We start from the raw sequence: 15,337 nt of genomic DNA, 5'->3' as shown, positions 1-15,337 counted from the left end.
CGCTAGCACTTGGGCGGGTATACACGTTCGCATCGGACCACGCTGCCAGGAGACCATGATGAACGCGCTTGCCTCAACCAAACCGCTCAATACCGACCCGCAGTCCATCTTCAAATCGCGCTACGACAACTTCATCGGCGGTGCGTGGGTTGCACCGCACGGCGGCCAGTATTTCGACAACACCACGCCGATCAGCGGCAAGGTGTTTACCTCGATTGCGCGCTCCACCGCACCGGATATCGAGGCAGCGCTGGATGCTGCGCACGCGGCAAAAGAGGCCTGGGGCAAGACCTCCACCACCGATCGCTCCAATGTGCTGCTCAAGATCGCCGACCGCATCGAGCAGAATCTGGAATTGCTGGCCTATGCCGAAACCTGGGACAACGGCAAACCGGTGCGCGAAACGCTCAATGCCGATGTGCCGCTGTGCGTGGATCACTTCCGTTATTTTGCCGGCGCGATCCGGGCGCAGGAAGGTGGCATTTCCGAGATCGACAGCGACACCATCGCCTACCATTTCCACGAGCCGCTCGGCGTGGTGGGGCAGATCATTCCGTGGAATTTCCCGCTGCTGATGGCATGCTGGAAACTGGCGCCCGCACTGGCGGCCGGTAACTGCGTGGTGATGAAGCCGGCCGAACAGACGCCGGCGTCGATCCTGGTGTTGATGGAAGTCATCGGCGATCTGCTACCGCCCGGCGTGCTCAACGTGGTCAATGGTTTTGGGTTGGAGGCCGGCAAGCCGCTGGCCAGCAACCCGCGCATCGCCAAGATCGCCTTCACCGGCGAAACCACCACCGGCCGGCTGATCATGCAATACGCCAGCCAGAACCTGATTCCGGTGACGCTGGAGCTGGGCGGCAAATCGCCCAACATCTTCTTTGCCGATGTAATGGCCGAAGACGATGATTTTCTCGACAAGGCGGTGGAAGGTTTTGTGCTGTTCGCCTTCAATCAGGGCGAGGTGTGCACTTGCCCCTCGCGCGCGCTGATCCAGGAATCGATCTACGACAAGTTCATGGAGAAAGCGCTCAAGCGCGTGGCCGCAATCAAGCAGGGCAATCCGCTCGATCCCAACACCATGGTTGGCGCGCAGGCATCGAGCGAGCAGCTGGAAAAAATCCTGTCGTACATCGACATCGGCAGGCAGGAAGGTGCCGAAGTGTTGATCGGTGGTGAGCGCAACACGCTCGATGGCGAGCTGGCCGAGGGCTTCTACGTCAAGCCCACCGTGTTCAAGGGACACAACAAGATGCGCGTGTTCCAGGAAGAGATCTTCGGGCCGGTGGTGTCGGTCACCACCTTCAAGGACGAAGCCGAGGCGCTGGCGATTGCCAACGACACGCTCTACGGCCTGGGCGCTGGCGTGTGGAGTCGCGATGCGTCGCGGTTGTACCGCATGGGCCGCGCGATCCAGGCCGGGCGCGTGTGGACCAACTGCTATCACGCCTATCCCGCGCATGCTGCGTTCGGCGGTTACAAGCAATCAGGTATCGGCCGCGAAAACCACAAGATGATGCTCGACCATTACCAGCAGACCAAGAACCTGCTGGTGAGCTATTCGCCGAAAGCGCTGGGGTTCTTCTGAGCCGATGGCGTGCCGCCTGTTCGGGCGGCACGCCATCAACAGCGCAGGCACGGAGCCTCCGCAGCGTGGGTGTCAGCGTGACCAGTAGACGACGGAAGGGCCGTTGCGCGCTGCGGCTCGTATCATCCGAACGTAGCTCCTGCACGCAGTCCGTTGTCACGTTGCAACTGTTCGTCGCGTGTCCCGATCGATCAATCGCGCATGCAGCAACTCCTCGCAGGCAGCAGACCCTGCCGCCTGCAGGATGTTGCGATAACCGATAACCGATAACCGATAACCGATAACCGATAACCGATAACCGATAACCGATAACCGATAACCGATAACCGGCTACATCGCCATCGCGCGGTTGGTTTCGCGCGCCGGCTCTTGTTCGATGCCGGTCGGCAGATCCTGCCGCAGTTTCTGCGTCGATTGCTCAAGCGTCTGTTGCACCGCCTGGTCGCGATCGACGTAGGCGCGGCGGTGTGCCGGGTCGTCTAGCCTGCCTTCCACCGCAAACAGACCGTTGCCCGCCTTGTTGGGCGTGACGTGGTCGATGCGGGTCAGCCCGCTGATGCTGGCGTCGTGGGTGAGAGTGCCGGCGGCCTGCTCCAGCTCCTTACGGTCCTTGAACCCGCCCGCAGGACCGAGCTTTTCCAGCGCGCCCACTGCCTGTTGGTACATCGCATGCTGCGGATGCGCCTGATCGGACAACAGCGGTTGGCGCGATGACGCGTCACGTTGCTCCGCGGCAGCGGCATGCTCGGGCTGGCGCGGCTGGGCGCCGGCCAGCGCCTTGAAGGTGTCCCGGCCGGCGATGCCGTCATCGTTCAATTGGTGATCGCGCTGGAATGCCTGCACAGCCTGCAGGGTGCGATCGCCAAACTTGCCGTCGGTGCCCAATGCCTGGCCCTGGGCATCGGTGTATCCCAGCGCATTGAGGCGTTGCTGCAGCGCTGTGACGTCCGGTCCGTGTTCGTTCTTGCGCAGCACGCCATCGGCCATTGGAGCGGCGCTCACCGCCGCGGCCCCGCCCGGCGCAGCGACTGTGCGGCCATTGCCTGAAATGTCCGTCACCTGGGCCGTACCGGTGAGGTTGGGCTGGGCGTGTTGCGGGCGCTGATCGGTGGTGATCGCGCCGCTGCTGATGTCGCGCACATAGCGTTCGGCCTGTGGAAGGTAGCTGGTGTTGATGTCCACATGCACGTGCTTGCCGAACGCACTGGGATTGCCGTTGTTGAAGCCGCCCTGGATGCCCACCGATTGCCCGTATTCGATGCGCGCGCCGGTTTCCAGCTGGGTATTGCGCAGGTCCAGATGCCGGTACTGCGCGATCATTTCGCGGCTCGGATCGGAGGCGGGCTTGTCGTAGATCTGCACGATCCCGTCGCTGGCATCCACGCGGCCGATATAGCCGCTGGCAATGGCCGGCACCGGCACCGCACTGGCCCCACCGGCCTGCAGCACGAAATCCTTCGACACGTAATGGTCGCCATCGCGCGAGACGGTTGCCGCGCCGTTGTAGTTGCCGAGCAGTTCTTCGCGCTCGCCATTGACGGTGCCGTACACGCGCCCGCGCTCGTTACCGCGCGTGGGGTGATGGCGCTCGATGTCTTCGTAGTCGTGGATGTGCTGGACGCCGCGTCCGACCGATTCGACGATGGTGTGCCTGGGCATGTGCAATTTCCTTATTGATAGCGAGACAACCAAGAGTGACGGAGTCAGCCTGCGGGCGGGCTAGCCGCCGATCAGCGCAGATGCTGGGTCAACTGCCAGCATTGCTGCGTGTAGTCGAACACATAGGCCTCCGGTGTCCCGACGGTCTTGATGACTTCTTCGTCGGGGGAGAACTCGGCCCTGATGAACTCTGCGCGCATGCGCTCGCCGTCGGGCTTGAGCTCCAGCTTCACCCGCGTCAGTTGCTCGGGCTGCTTGTCGGGTTCGTCGTAGGACCAGCGCGAATCGATCAGGACCAGCCGGAACGGCTCGCCGGGGCGGTCCACCGGCTTGGACGGGTCGCGCAGGTCGCGTTCTTCGACGTGTGGGGCACTGTAGGCCGCGCGTAACGCCGGATCGGCGACGATCGCTTCCAGAAACGCAGAGAAGCCGTCTTCGGTTTTCTCGCAGGCTCCCTGGGGCAGCGCGGGGCGCTGTGCTGCCGGGGTGGCCGGAGGTGCCGGTTCCGGGGCGGCGGTTGTCGTGGCCGTGGAGGTCGGCGCAGCGGGATCGGCGGCGGCAGTGGACTCGGGCGCCTGACAGCCTTGCAGTAGCAGGGCAAGCAGGGCGGCGGTGAGCAGGCGTTGCTTCATGGTGTGGTTCCTTCCGTATGAGCGTTAAAGCGCACAGTGACCAGCACCACGTGACGCGCAGGCGTCGGGCGGATGCGGATGGCGCACAAAGGCGGAGTGTACGAGTGGCATGTGAGGGCGGCGACTATCGGCTGCGTCCGCGCGGCCGGCGCCTCTTGCGCGTACCGCCATGTCTGCGCTCCATGCGGCTGTGGGGAGCGGGCGCACGCGCAGGCTGCGTGGTTGTCCGGTGCTCGGATAATGGTTGATCGCGGATACGGCCGAATCTGACTTGCCTCCTGCCGCTTGACCTCAAGCGGTACAGGCCCCCTGCAGAACACCTGGGTGGCTACGACCGTTCCGACCGACACACGCGACAGCCACATCCACTGTCGTATGCATGCGCGCCAGCATGACTGCGAGGGGCGTATCGTGCGCGATATGGCAGCCTGACGCGGCCATTGGAGGCGGATGATGCACGGCACGATCACTCAGACGGACCTGCCATTGCAGGTTATGGCCACGCTGCCAGCATTACAGCTGATCGACACACTGCGTGCGCGGCACGGCGATCTGCTGTTCCATCAATCCGGTGGGTGTTGCGATGGCTCGTCGCCGATGTGCTTTGCGGTGGGCGACTTCATCGTTGGCGATCGCGACGTGTTGCTGGGCGAGATCGGCGGCGCATCGTTCTACATCAGCGCGCCGCAATTCGAGTACTGGAAGCACACCCAGCTGATCATCGATGTGGTGCCAGGCCGTGGTGGCATGTTCTCGCTGGAAAATGGCGAAGGCGTGCGATTTCTGGTGCGCTCGCGGCTCTTCAGCGATGACGAGTTCCGCCGTCTGCAGGCGGCGGGGCGGGCCTAGCACCGCCAGACTCGCCCCGCGATCGCGCCGCTGTCAGTGCTCGGCTGCCGGTGTGCTGCCCGGGGTCTTGGCAAAGGTGTCGTCATCGGCCGGGATCAAGCGGCCTGGTGCATCGCCTGCACCGCGATCCTCATAGTGCTCGGCATCGCGCTTGCCGTGCTGTTCGCCCGGTTGGGTGGGTTGGTCGCGTAAGGGGTCGCGGGACATGGCGCCGCTCCTGGTGTCTGGATGGGCTGCCAGTTCAGCGCGTGCGTGGTGAAGGGCACGCAAATCGCACGATATAAGCGGATTTCTCACGTCTGGATCACGGCAGCGGCGCTACTGATGTGGGCCCTCAATGCTGCACCGTGGAGCAGACCATGCGCCCCCAGGACCGCCGTCCCGACCGTCGCCTGTTCAGGGCGCAGGTGGAGCCTGCCGCGGCCAAGCGGACCCATCGCAAGCGACCACAAGTCGATGCAGTCGGTGTGGCGCAGGACTTCCAGTGCTACAGCCTGGCCGATTACCAGCGCCGCCGCCGCCGGGGCGGGCCCACCTGGCGCGATCTGTCGCCGGCCTATGCGTTCGCCCGCCTGACCCACGCTGCAGACTGGCCGCGCGGCAATGATGCGCACTGCGAACAGGCGCTGGCGGCGCAGTGGGACAGCATGCGCGACAATTCGCGCCTGGACTGGCCGCATGCGCGCACCATCGTCGAGGACGCGTGGCTGGCGCTGGACCATATTCCCGACGCAGCCATCCACGGAGCGGCGCACTGATGGCACGACCGATCTGGACCGGAACCCTGTCGTTTGGCTTGCTCAATGTGCCGGTGGCGTTGATGTCCGGCGAACGCAAGGTGGACCTGCACTTCCGCATGCTCGACTCGCGCGACAAGAAGCCGATCCGCTTCGAGCGCGTCAACGCCGATACCGGCGATGAAGTGCCGTGGAAGGAAATCGTCAAGGCATTCGAGTACGACAAGGGCAGCTACGTCATCGTCGAAGAGCAGGACATCCGCTCGGCGTCGCCGGAAAGCCACGAGACGGTGGAGGTGGAAACCTTTGTCGATGCGGCCGACATCGACCCGCGCTATTTCGAAAAGCCCTACATCCTGGTGCCAGGCAAGAAGGCCGAAAAGGGCTATGTGCTGCTGCGCGAAACGCTACGCGACACCGGCAAGGTGGGTATTGCCAAGGTGGTGATCCGCACCCGCGAATACCTAGCCGCGGTGATGCCGCAGGGTGATGCGTTGATCCTGTTGCTGCTGCGCTATCAACAGGAAGTGGTGGACCCGCAGGACTTCAAATTGCCGGCAGGTGCGGTGGGTGAGTACCGCATCACGCCCAAGGAACAGGAGATGGCCAGGCAGCTGATCGAGTCGATGTCCGGCACCTGGCAGCCGGAGGACTATCACGACGAATTCCGCGGCAAGCTCGAGAAGATCCTGCGCAAGCGCATCCAGGAAAAGGGCGGCACCACGCAGGTGGAGGTGGAACCCACCCAGCATGAAGACGCCACCACCAATGTGGTGGATTTCATGTCCTTGCTGCAAAAAAGCCTGCAGGCCAATACGCGCACGCCAGCCAAGAGGACCGGCACAGTTGGCTCGAACGCTGCGTCGGTCAAAAAGGCTGCAACCAAGAAGGTCGCAAAGAAAGCCACCAAGAAGACGGCGAGCAAGGCGACCAAGAAAACCGCTGCAAAAGCCGCACCGCGGCGCAAGGCCGGCTAGCCGATGGGCCGGCACGACCACGCCACCAAGCGCAGCCCAACGCAAGCCACCTGGCGCACGCATGCACTGAAGTTGGATGGCGCACGCGATGCGCCGTGTCCGACCGACTTGCGTGCGCAGCTCACGCTGCTGCGCGAGCAGGCCCCAGACGGCGATGGATGGCTGCACGAAATCAAATGGGATGGGTATCGCCTGCTGGCCGACCTGGTCGATGGCCGTGTGCAACTGCGCTCGCGTAACGATCAGGCATGGACCGAGCGCTTCCCGGAGGTAGTGAGCGCGCTGCAGGCGTTGCCGGTGCGCGACGCGCGGCTGGATGGTGAGCTGGTGGTGCTGGATGCGCAGGGACGTAGCGATTTCTCCGCATTGCAACGGGCGCTGGATGGCAGCGTGCGGCAGCCGCTGCGCTATCTCGTGTTCGATCTGCTCGGTCTGGCCGGCGTCGATCTGCGCGCCGCGCCGCTGCTGCAGCGCAAACAGCTGCTGCGTGCATTGCTGGGCGACACCCCGGGCACGTTGGCTTACAGCGACCATGTGATCGGACGCGGGCCAGCGGTATTTGCGGCCAGTGCCGACAAGGGCTGGGAAGGCATCGTCAGCAAGCGCGCCGATGCGGCGTATCACGGCGGCCGCGGTGCGGATTGGGTCAAGATCAAGCACGAAGACAGCGACGAGTTTGTGGTGGTGGGATACACAGATCCCAAGGGCGCGCGCAGCGGCTTCGGTGCGTTGCTGCTTGCACAACTGGACGGCAAGGCGCTGCGTTACGTGGGCCGCGTGGGCACCGGTTTCGATGACGCATTGCTGGGCAAGATCACCACGCAACTGCGTGCGCTGCACAGCGACACCGCCACGTTGGAACTGCCATCGCATCTGCCGGGCCGTCCGCGCGATGTGCATTGGGTGCGGCCGGCGCTGATCGCCGAAGTGGCATTCCGTGGCTGGGCCAAGCAAGGGCTGTTGCGGCAGGCCGCGTTCAAGCGCTTACGGCAAGACAAACCCATGACCGATCTAGGTGGCGACCGCGCTGCACCCGCCAAGCGCGCGACCAAGACACGCGCTGCGGTAGCGAAATCGAGCGTGGCGAAGCGGAAGACCGCGACCAAAAAAGTCTCCAGGACCACGAGCAGCGTTGCGAGCACACGCACACGTGCTGGCGAGGCAGCATCCAAGAGCAGCACATCCATAGCGTCGAGCGTCACCAGCACTGCATCGGCCACGGCGAAGAAGACAGCGGCGGCGCTGCCCACCGACGGCGTCACCATCACCCATCCCGAGCGTGTGGTGTTTCCTGCGCTGGGCATCAGCAAGGGCGAGGTGGCGGCCTACTACCGTGCCGTCGCACCGCTGGTGTTGCTGGAAGTTGCGCGCCGGCCGCTGTCGTTGCTGCGCTGCCCCGATGGCGTGGGTGGCGACTGTTTCTTTCAGAAGCACCAGGGCCGGCATTTGGGCACGCATATCGAGGCGATTGCGCTCAAGCAGAAAAGCGGCACTGAGGATTACTTGTATATCGAGGATGCAGCCGGCTTGCTCGAGCTGGTGCAGATGAACACACTGGAGCTGCATCCGTGGGGGTCGTGCATCGACGACCCGGAGCATCCGGACCGCCTGGTATTCGACCTGGATCCGGGCGAACAGGTCGCCTGGTCCGCCGTGGTGGCTGCCGCGCGCGACATCCGCAACAAGCTGCGTGCGGCAGGACTGGAAAGCGCAGTGCGCTTATCCGGCGGCAAGGGGCTGCATGTCGTCGTGCCGATCGTGCCCGATGCCAGCTGGGAGCAAGCGCGCGATTTCTGTGAGGCATTCGCGCAGGCGCTGGCCACACAGGCGCCGGAGCATTACGTGGCCACCATGAGCAAGGACAAGCGGCATGGGGTGATCTTTGTCGACTGGCTGCGTAACGGCCGCGGCAACACCAGCGTGTGTTCGTGGTCGCTGCGCGCGCGCGCGAAGGCCACCGTCGCAGTACCGCTGCACTGGGAAGAGCTCGGCAAGATCAGCGGGCCCGATGCGTTTCCGATCGACAAGGCCGTGCAACGTGCCAAGCGACAGCGTAGTGACCCGTGGGCGGAGGTGCTGGCAGTGAAGCAACGGTTGCCGACAGGCGAGGGCAAGCGCTAACGATCGACACGACGGCTGCGCAGTCGCTACGCAGAACCAGTACGGCGTAGGAGATACGCGTACGTCCCGATGTCGAAGCATCGTGCCCGCTCAAGCAAAGACTGCAGCCGCTCTAGCCGGCTGAGAGAAAAGGCGCGGAGCGATGGCAGACAACGCCGCCATTGCTTACTGCCCGGCATGCACCCAGCAAAACCAATGCGGCCAAGCGCTTTTACCGATTCCCGATTCTCCATTCCCGATTCAAGGCGACACAGCGTTCTCGCGCGTCACCCGGCTCAACGCATCGCCGCTGATCTCGGCAATCGAATGCGTGCCGGTCAGCGTCATCGCCACGCGCATTTCCTTCTCGATCAAGGTCAGCAAATTCTCTACACCGGCCTGGCCGCCGGCCGCCAGCGCGTAGACGAATGCGCGGCCCAACAACACCGCATCGGCGCCGAGCGCGAGCATGCGCACCACATCCAGCCCACTGCGGATGCCCGAGTCGGCCAGGATCTTGAGCTGCCCCTTCACCGCATCGGCAATGGCCGGCAACGCGCGTGCGCTGGACAGCACGCCATCGAGCTGGCGTCCACCGTGGTTGGACACCACGATGCCGTCGGCGCCGAAGCGCACCGCATCGCGCGCATCGTCCGGGTCCAGGATGCCCTTGATCACCATCGGCCCGGTCCAGAACTCGCGGATCCATTCCAGATCCTTCCACGCAATCGACGGGTCGAAGTTGGCGCCGAGCCAGCCGATGTAGTCCTGCAAGCCGGTGGGGCTGCCGCGATAGGCCGAGATGTTGCCCAGATCATGTGGTTTGCCGAGCAGGCCCACGTCCCACGCCCAGCGCGGATGCGTCACCGCCTGCAGCATCCGCCGCAGCGATGCATTGGGCCCGCTCATGCCCGAGTGCGCATCGCGGTAGCGCGCGCCCGGCGTGGGCATGTCCACGGTGAATACCAACGTGGTGACGCCGGCCGCCTTGGCGCGCTCCAGCGCATTGCGCATGAAGCCGCGGTCCTTGAGCACATACAGCTGGAACCACATCGGCCGGCTGATGGCAGGCGCCACTTCTTCGATCGGGCACACCGACACTGTGGAGAGAGTGAACGGGATCCCGCGCGCGGCCGCCGCACGTGCGGCCTGCACTTCGCCGCGCCGGGCATACATGCCGGTGAGCCCGACCGGTGCCAAAGCCACTGGCATCGCCAGGGTTTCGCCGAACAGCTCGGTGCTCAGGCTCAGGTCGGACATGTTGCGCAGCACCCGCTGGCGCAGCGCGATATCGGCCAGATCCGAGACATTGCGCCGCAGCGTGTGCTCGGCGTAGGCGCCGCCATCGATGTAATGGAACAGGAACGGCGGCAAGCGCGCCTGCGCAGCGGCACGGTAATCGGAAGCGGCAGAAATGATCATCGAAGACGGACGACAGCTGCGGGGTAGCCGTTGAGTGTAAGGCGATCGGTGTGTTGCGGGGATGGGCGGCGCGTCTGTTGGTAGCAACGCGTGTCTTACAACGGCCACGCTGTTCGTCAGTGTGGCGATGGCCTTGTCGTTCGCAACGCGCCAGGCGTCGCTCGGTGGATCAGGTTGTCAGCGGTCACAGGACGCAAGCGCGGCCAGGTCCTCGGCCGCGCTACGCAGCCGCCACAAAATGCCCATGGAATCCCAGCGGAATCGCGTAGGGCAGCCATGCCTGCGCGATCGGCCCGGCATCGATGTGCTGTGCGTCCAGCACCATCAACCCGGTGCGTGCGCGCTGGGTGTCGAGCACCGTTCCCACCAGCCAGCCCTGATCCGGGCGGGTGCTGCCCGGCTTGGCGACGAACACATGTTCTTCGGCCAGCACATGCGGGCCGTAGCGGTGCACCTGGCGGCGGTCGCGTTCCAGGTCGTAGCCGGCCACGGCGTTGAGAAACGGCGACTGGTTCGGGCCATCGATGCACGGCGCATACAGGCGTGCGCCCTGCGTGCGTGGGGTGCGGTGGTCGAACAGCGGCAGTTCCAGGTTATCCACCGGATGCACCTGCCAGTGCGCGCGGCCGCTGGCCAGGTCCAGATGCAGGCTGCGTAGCTGCACCGCTGCCGGCTTGGCGTTCGGGTCGCCGTGCATGGCCGCACGCATCGGCGAGCGGGCTTCTTCCGGATCGGTGTGCACGATGGCGCGCACCACGATGCGGTCCTGCTGCGCGTAGGCATCGGCAAAGTGATAGGCCACCGCAAAGTCGGCCTCGAACCAGCGCGGTTGGTCCAGTGCATCCTTGGGCACTACCGCAATCCGGCACGGCGCGTCCGGGGTGAAGCGAATTTGCTCGAAGAACGCGCCGTCGCCGTCCAGCCGCCGATACGGCGCCATGACCAGGATCAGATGGCGATCGGTCATCGCAAAGCTGTGCATATAGGCCGGCGCATCGGTCTGCAGCAGCTGCACGTTGCGCAACGTGGCATCGGCGCCCAGGTGCCAGAGCACCACGCCGGTGGAGCCCACCACGCTAATCGAGCCGACATTCCAGACGCTGCCATCGTGGTCGGTCAATGGGTGCGCAGAAAACGGCATCGCAGCCAGATCCTCGCGCCAGGTGACCGGGCCGATGGTGCTTAGCGCATCGGGGTCCAGTTCGATCGCCGAGCCGGCTTCCCATAGCGCGAACAGGCGGCCATTGAGCATCGTGACCGAGATGTTGGCGGTGTTGACGTCGTCATTGTTGCGCGCCGGCTGCATGTTCGGCACGGAGGTGCCGGCCGCGCGATACAGAAAGCGCCCGGCCTGCTGCTCCTGGGTGAACTTGTGGGTGGCCACCATGCGTCCGCGGTGCTGCACCTGCCCACCGCCCAGCTGCCAGCGGTGCACCATGCCGTCGCCGTCGAACCAGTGTTCGTAGCGAAACCCGGCGCGCTCGGTCCAGGCCGGGCCATTGCGATACAGGCTGCCCGCCAATCCCTCGGGCAATGTGCCCTGCAACGTTGCGGTGGCCGGCCCCAGGTTGGGGCTGGTGACGCTACGCCAGCCCAGCAACCACGGCGTGCGCTGCAACTGCGCCTGGAATGCGGCCGCTTCTGCGGCGTGTGCAGGCAGGCTGCGCAAGGCAAGGCCGCCCAGCGCAGCGCTGCCGGTGGCGGCCAGTAACGATTGCAGGAAACGGCGGCGGTGCATGCATGGCTCCTTTCGCGCGTGGGCCTCAGCGCATCTGCACGCTGAGGCGTTTGCCGCTGGCCGGCAGGTCGAAGACGATTTCGTCGAAGCCGGGTTTACGCATGCCGGTGGGGTTGTTGCTGAAGCCGTAGCCTTCCACCGGCATGCCGATCAGGTTGGTGTCCAGCTTGCCGTTGGCGTTTTCGTCGTGATTGACCATCACCGCGTAGCGCCCGGGCGCCAGATTCTTGAACTGGATATGCGGTGCGCTGCCGGTGATCGGCACCGTCTGCGCCTGCACCGGTGGCTGGGCGCTATCCAGTTGCGCGGCGGTGGCGATCACCGCAATCCGTAACTGGCCCTGTTGCGAGCGCAGGCCGCTGATGCCCACGTCCAGATCGGCGGCGTTGACGGCAGCGCTGCCAAGCAGGCTGACCAAGGCGACAACGGCGTAAGTGCGGGCAAGCATGCAACTCTCCTGGCAACGATGGGGGATGCGGCGCGCGCAGCCCGATGGTACGCAGCGCGCCAACCCGGCAGCGGTGGCGGCCGTCGCAGATCGGCCGATGCGGCAGCGACACCAGACAGTGCGGCACTGCTCCTGCGTGCATGCGGCGCAGGCCGAACCGGTGTGCGAGCGCGCGAAGCCCCGCAGCGTTGCAGGCGCTGCTGCCAACTCACCACACCAGCGGCAGCAAGCGGCGGCTCTGCGCGGCATAGGCCGGGTAGGCAACCGGGAAGGCGCGTTGCAGTGCGGCTTCTTCGATCCGGATGCGATGCAGGAACGCCAACGTCACCGGCACCACGATCGCCACCACCGACAACGCATTGCCCATGCCCAGCGCCAGTCCGTAGAAGGCCATCAGCGCGCCGGTATAGGACGGATGACGCAGCAGGCCATACGGCCCGCTGCGCACCAGTTGATGGTCTGGCTGGATGGTCACATCCACCGTGAACCAGCGTGCCAGCACCTGGATGGCCCACACCCGCAGCGCCAACCCGCCGCCGATCAAGGCGCAGCCGGCCCACTGCAGCGGCGCTTGCCAGCTCTGCGGCCAATGCGCCAGCCCGCTGTAGGCCAGCGCCACCGCAATAGCCACCGCCGCATACAGCACTCGCCACAACTGCTGCAGCGTGCCCTGATCCTGCGCGCCGCCATCGCTGGCGCGGCGCCGGCGGCTGAGCAGCACTTCATAGCCGCCCCAGATCAGATTGAGTGCGAGAAACAGACTGGACGCAGACATGGCGTAACTCCGTGGCGTTGGGGTGGGTTGGTGATGCCAGTGTGCGCAGGCGCCGCGCCCGGCACAGGGGCCGCAGGTCATCGATCCCACCTGCCGGAAGTCACTTTCTGCAGGCGCACCATTGCCGAGCGGGCACGCGGCGGTCAGCATCGCCGTATGACATCCCCCCTGCGCGACATCGCCAAACCGCTCAACCTGGCCGGCATGCTCACCATCGCGGCGGTCATGCTGTCGTTCGGTCCGGAACTCTCACCGTCTGCGCGATGGCGCTGGGCCACCTTGATTGGCTTCACGCTGGTGTTCCTGTTGCGCTACCTGCTGCCGCCACGGCCGCTGCCGCAGCGGGGCGCCCTGTTGCTGCAGGCACTGCTGGCGGTGGCCTTGGTCTGGCTGGAGCCGCGCACCGGGACCTCGCCGGTGTTGCTGGTGCTGGTGGTCGCGCAGGCGGCGATACGCTGGCAACCGCCGCAGGTGCTGGCGCTGATGCTGGTGATCAATGCGGCCACGTATGCGATTTTCGTGCAGGTGCATCTCCCGCGCCCACTGCTGATGGTGACCATCTACACCAGCTTCCAGGCCTTTGCCGCGCTGACCGCCAACTACGCGCGCAGTGCCGAGCGCGCGCGCGATGCGCTGGCCTACGTCAACGCCGATCTGCTGGCCACGCGCGCGTTGCTGGCCGACAGCGCCCGCGACGCCGAGCGCCTGCGCCTGGCGCGCGAGCTGCACGATGTGGCTGGCCACAAACTCACCGCCATGCGCATCAATCTGCGCCTGCTCAGCGCCGACCCCGCGTTGGCGCAGCGCGACGACATTGCGGTGCTGGAGCAGCTGTCTGCCGAACTGCTGGCCGACATCCGCAACGTGGTGCAGTCCGTGCGCGACGATCGCGGCCTGGACCTGCAAACCGCGTTGCGCGCGCTGGCCGCACCGTTCCCGCGCCCGGCGCTGCGCCTGCGCATCGACCCGGACGTGCGCATCACCGATGCTCGCGTGGCCGAATTGTTGCTGCGGCTGGTGCAGGAGGCGCTGACCAACGCCGTGCGGCATGCCGATGCCGATGAAGTCGCGGTGCATCTGCACTGCGAGAACGCGCAGCTGCGCGTGGACATTCAAGACGACGGCCGCCGCGCCGAGTGCATCCGCGAAGGCAACGGCATCACCGGCATGCGCGAACGCCTGGCGTCCCTGCAAGGCCACCTCGATCTAGGCCTTACCCCCACGGGCGGCATGCATCTGACTGCGAGAGTTCCGCTATGAGTTCACTTCGAGTCGCCCTGGCCGACGACCAGATCCTGGTCCGCGCCGGCTTGCGCGCTTTGCTGCAGCAGCAAGGCGTGGAGGTGGTCTGCGAGGCCGACGACGGCCAGGCATTGCTGGATGCGCTCAGCGTCACCGCGGTGGATGTGGTGCTCAGCGATATCCGCATGCCCGGCGTTGACGGCATCCAGGCGCTGGGGCAACTGCGCGCCCGCGGCGACCGCACCCCCGTGCTGCTGCTGACCACCTTCGACGACAGCGACCTGCTGCTGCGCGCCACCGAAGCCGGCGCGCAGGGCTTCCTGCTCAAGGACGCCGCCCCGGAAGACCTGCGCGATGCCATCGCCCGCGTCGCCGCCGGCGAAACCCTGCTGCAACCGGTCAGCACCGACCCGGTGCGCGCGCGTTACCAGTTCCGCGACCAACAGGCCCCGAGCGAGACCTTCAGCGAACGCGAGGTGGCGATCCTGCGCCTGCTGGCCGGCGGCTATTCCAACAAGGAAATCGCCCGCACCCTGTTCCTGGCCGAAGGAACGGTGAAGAACTACGTCTCAACCATCCTGGAAAAGCTCGGCACCCGCGACCGCACCCGCGCGGTGCTGAAGGCGATCACCTTGCGGGTGATTTGAGGGCGGGGGTTGGGTGCGAGTGCCAGGCGAAGTGGGGGCATGAGGCTTCGCCCGTACCCTCATCCGCCCTTGCGGGGCACCTTCTCCCGATGGGAGAAGAAAGAGCTCCCTCCCGATGGGAGAAGGGAGAGCTCCATGGCGACCGGGAAGCCTGTCGTCTGCTTCCGGTTGACCAAGGCTGATCCGCATGTCGATGGGGGGAATCTTCCTCTGTCGAGGAGATAACGGGGAGCCTAAAGCCCCTCTCCTGCGGGAGAGGGGTTGGGGTGAGGGTACGGGGCGAAGCCACCCGCGGAATCTGACGACACGGAGCTTCGCTCTCAACCTCGCCCATCCCTGCGGAGCAGCTTCGCGCAAAGGGAGAAGTAACCGCCCGCAGCCAGTCCGCATGGCTCGGTGCCAGCGACCAGCCACTCCAGGTTTACCCCTGGGTTGACCTAAGAGCTGCACCCAAATGCCCCTTTTCCCACAGGTCACGCAGCTGTGGCGAAGGCAGGCAGCGACGCCAAGCACGCCGGTCCGT

At 65.5% G+C, this 15,337-nt stretch carries 14 protein-coding genes; 7 read left to right on the top strand and 7 right to left on the bottom strand.

Going from position 1 to position 15,337, the window contains the following annotated elements:
* The first annotated feature begins 58 nt into the window (after nucleotides 1–58).
* Entirely contained in the window at nucleotides 59–1,588 is a 1,530-nt protein-coding gene (adh, locus tag ABQZ00_RS22585; protein WP_055852878.1) for an aldehyde dehydrogenase, read from the top strand.
* A 330-nt stretch (nucleotides 1,589–1,918) separates the two neighbouring features.
* On the opposite strand, the gene ABQZ00_RS22580 is transcribed toward adh, so the two are convergent.
* Nucleotides 1,919–3,247: an XVIPCD domain-containing protein gene (locus ABQZ00_RS22580; protein ID WP_323539207.1), complete on the bottom strand. Its 1,329-nt coding sequence runs from the start codon at nucleotides 3,245–3,247 to the stop codon at nucleotides 1,919–1,921.
* A gap of 71 nt (nucleotides 3,248–3,318) precedes the next feature.
* Nucleotides 3,319–3,879 (bottom strand): hypothetical protein, encoded by a 561-nt coding sequence (locus ABQZ00_RS22575; RefSeq protein WP_323539208.1) that lies wholly within the window; start codon nucleotides 3,877–3,879, stop codon nucleotides 3,319–3,321.
* A gap of 453 nt (nucleotides 3,880–4,332) precedes the next feature.
* Between ABQZ00_RS22575 and ABQZ00_RS22570 the strand changes: the two genes are divergently transcribed.
* On the top strand, nucleotides 4,333–4,728 hold the full coding sequence (locus tag ABQZ00_RS22570; RefSeq protein WP_115515095.1) for a DUF779 domain-containing protein: 396 nt from the start codon (nucleotides 4,333–4,335) through the stop codon (nucleotides 4,726–4,728).
* A 33-nt stretch (nucleotides 4,729–4,761) separates the two neighbouring features.
* Here the strand turns inward: ABQZ00_RS22570 and ABQZ00_RS22565 are convergent, their stop codons facing one another.
* The gene (locus ABQZ00_RS22565; RefSeq protein WP_323539209.1) at nucleotides 4,762–4,935 is read right to left on the bottom strand and encodes a hypothetical protein; all 174 of its coding nucleotides are present in this window, start codon (nucleotides 4,933–4,935) and stop codon (nucleotides 4,762–4,764) included.
* A gap of 152 nt (nucleotides 4,936–5,087) precedes the next feature.
* Between ABQZ00_RS22565 and ABQZ00_RS22560 the strand changes: the two genes are divergently transcribed.
* Genes ABQZ00_RS22560 through ligD form a run of 3 tightly spaced genes read left to right on the top strand, consistent with a single transcriptional unit; the run spans nucleotide 5,088 to nucleotide 8,563 of the window.
* Complete coding sequence (locus tag ABQZ00_RS22560) at nucleotides 5,088–5,486, top strand: hypothetical protein (RefSeq protein WP_323539210.1); 399 nt, start codon at nucleotides 5,088–5,090, stop codon at nucleotides 5,484–5,486.
* Complete coding sequence (gene ku / locus ABQZ00_RS22555) at nucleotides 5,486–6,442, top strand: non-homologous end joining protein Ku (protein ID WP_115526643.1); 957 nt, start codon at nucleotides 5,486–5,488, stop codon at nucleotides 6,440–6,442. The genes ABQZ00_RS22560 and ku overlap by 1 nt, the downstream gene beginning before the upstream one ends.
* 3 nt (nucleotides 6,443–6,445) lie before the next feature.
* Nucleotides 6,446–8,563: a DNA ligase D gene (gene ligD, locus ABQZ00_RS22550; RefSeq protein WP_323539211.1), complete on the top strand. Its 2,118-nt coding sequence runs from the start codon at nucleotides 6,446–6,448 to the stop codon at nucleotides 8,561–8,563.
* Between the two features lie 240 nt (nucleotides 8,564–8,803).
* On the opposite strand, the gene lldD is transcribed toward ligD, so the two are convergent.
* The 4 genes from lldD to ABQZ00_RS22530 form a co-directional block, all read right to left on the bottom strand.
* Entirely contained in the window at nucleotides 8,804–9,964 is a 1,161-nt protein-coding gene (gene lldD / locus ABQZ00_RS22545) for an FMN-dependent L-lactate dehydrogenase LldD (protein WP_055852886.1), read from the bottom strand.
* A 220-nt stretch (nucleotides 9,965–10,184) separates the two neighbouring features.
* Nucleotides 10,185–11,702, bottom strand: coding sequence for a carotenoid oxygenase family protein (locus tag ABQZ00_RS22540; protein WP_323539212.1), 1,518 nt, complete (start codon nucleotides 11,700–11,702; stop codon nucleotides 10,185–10,187).
* A 25-nt stretch (nucleotides 11,703–11,727) separates the two neighbouring features.
* Nucleotides 11,728–12,150, bottom strand: a complete 423-nt coding sequence (locus tag ABQZ00_RS22535; protein WP_238151945.1) for a DUF2141 domain-containing protein — start codon at nucleotides 12,148–12,150, stop codon at nucleotides 11,728–11,730.
* A 208-nt stretch (nucleotides 12,151–12,358) separates the two neighbouring features.
* Nucleotides 12,359–12,925 (bottom strand): methyltransferase family protein, encoded by a 567-nt coding sequence (locus ABQZ00_RS22530; RefSeq protein WP_323539213.1) that lies wholly within the window; start codon nucleotides 12,923–12,925, stop codon nucleotides 12,359–12,361.
* 33 nt (nucleotides 12,926–12,958) lie between these two features.
* On the opposite strand from ABQZ00_RS22530, the gene ABQZ00_RS22525 reads away from it, so the two are divergent.
* Nucleotides 12,959–14,185, top strand: coding sequence for a sensor histidine kinase (locus tag ABQZ00_RS22525; protein WP_323539214.1), 1,227 nt, complete (start codon nucleotides 12,959–12,961; stop codon nucleotides 14,183–14,185).
* On the top strand, nucleotides 14,182–14,814 hold the full coding sequence (locus ABQZ00_RS22520) for a response regulator transcription factor (protein WP_323518237.1): 633 nt from the start codon (nucleotides 14,182–14,184) through the stop codon (nucleotides 14,812–14,814). Before ABQZ00_RS22525 ends, ABQZ00_RS22520 begins: the two co-directional genes overlap by 4 nt.
* Nucleotides 14,815–15,337: the final 523 nt, after the last annotated feature.

The organism is Xanthomonas sp. WHRI 10204 (assembly GCF_040202875.1).
Classification (GTDB): domain Bacteria; phylum Pseudomonadota; class Gammaproteobacteria; order Xanthomonadales; family Xanthomonadaceae; genus Xanthomonas.
The sequence above is the reverse complement of the archived record's forward strand: the minus strand, read 5'-3'. Positions and strand labels throughout refer to the sequence as shown.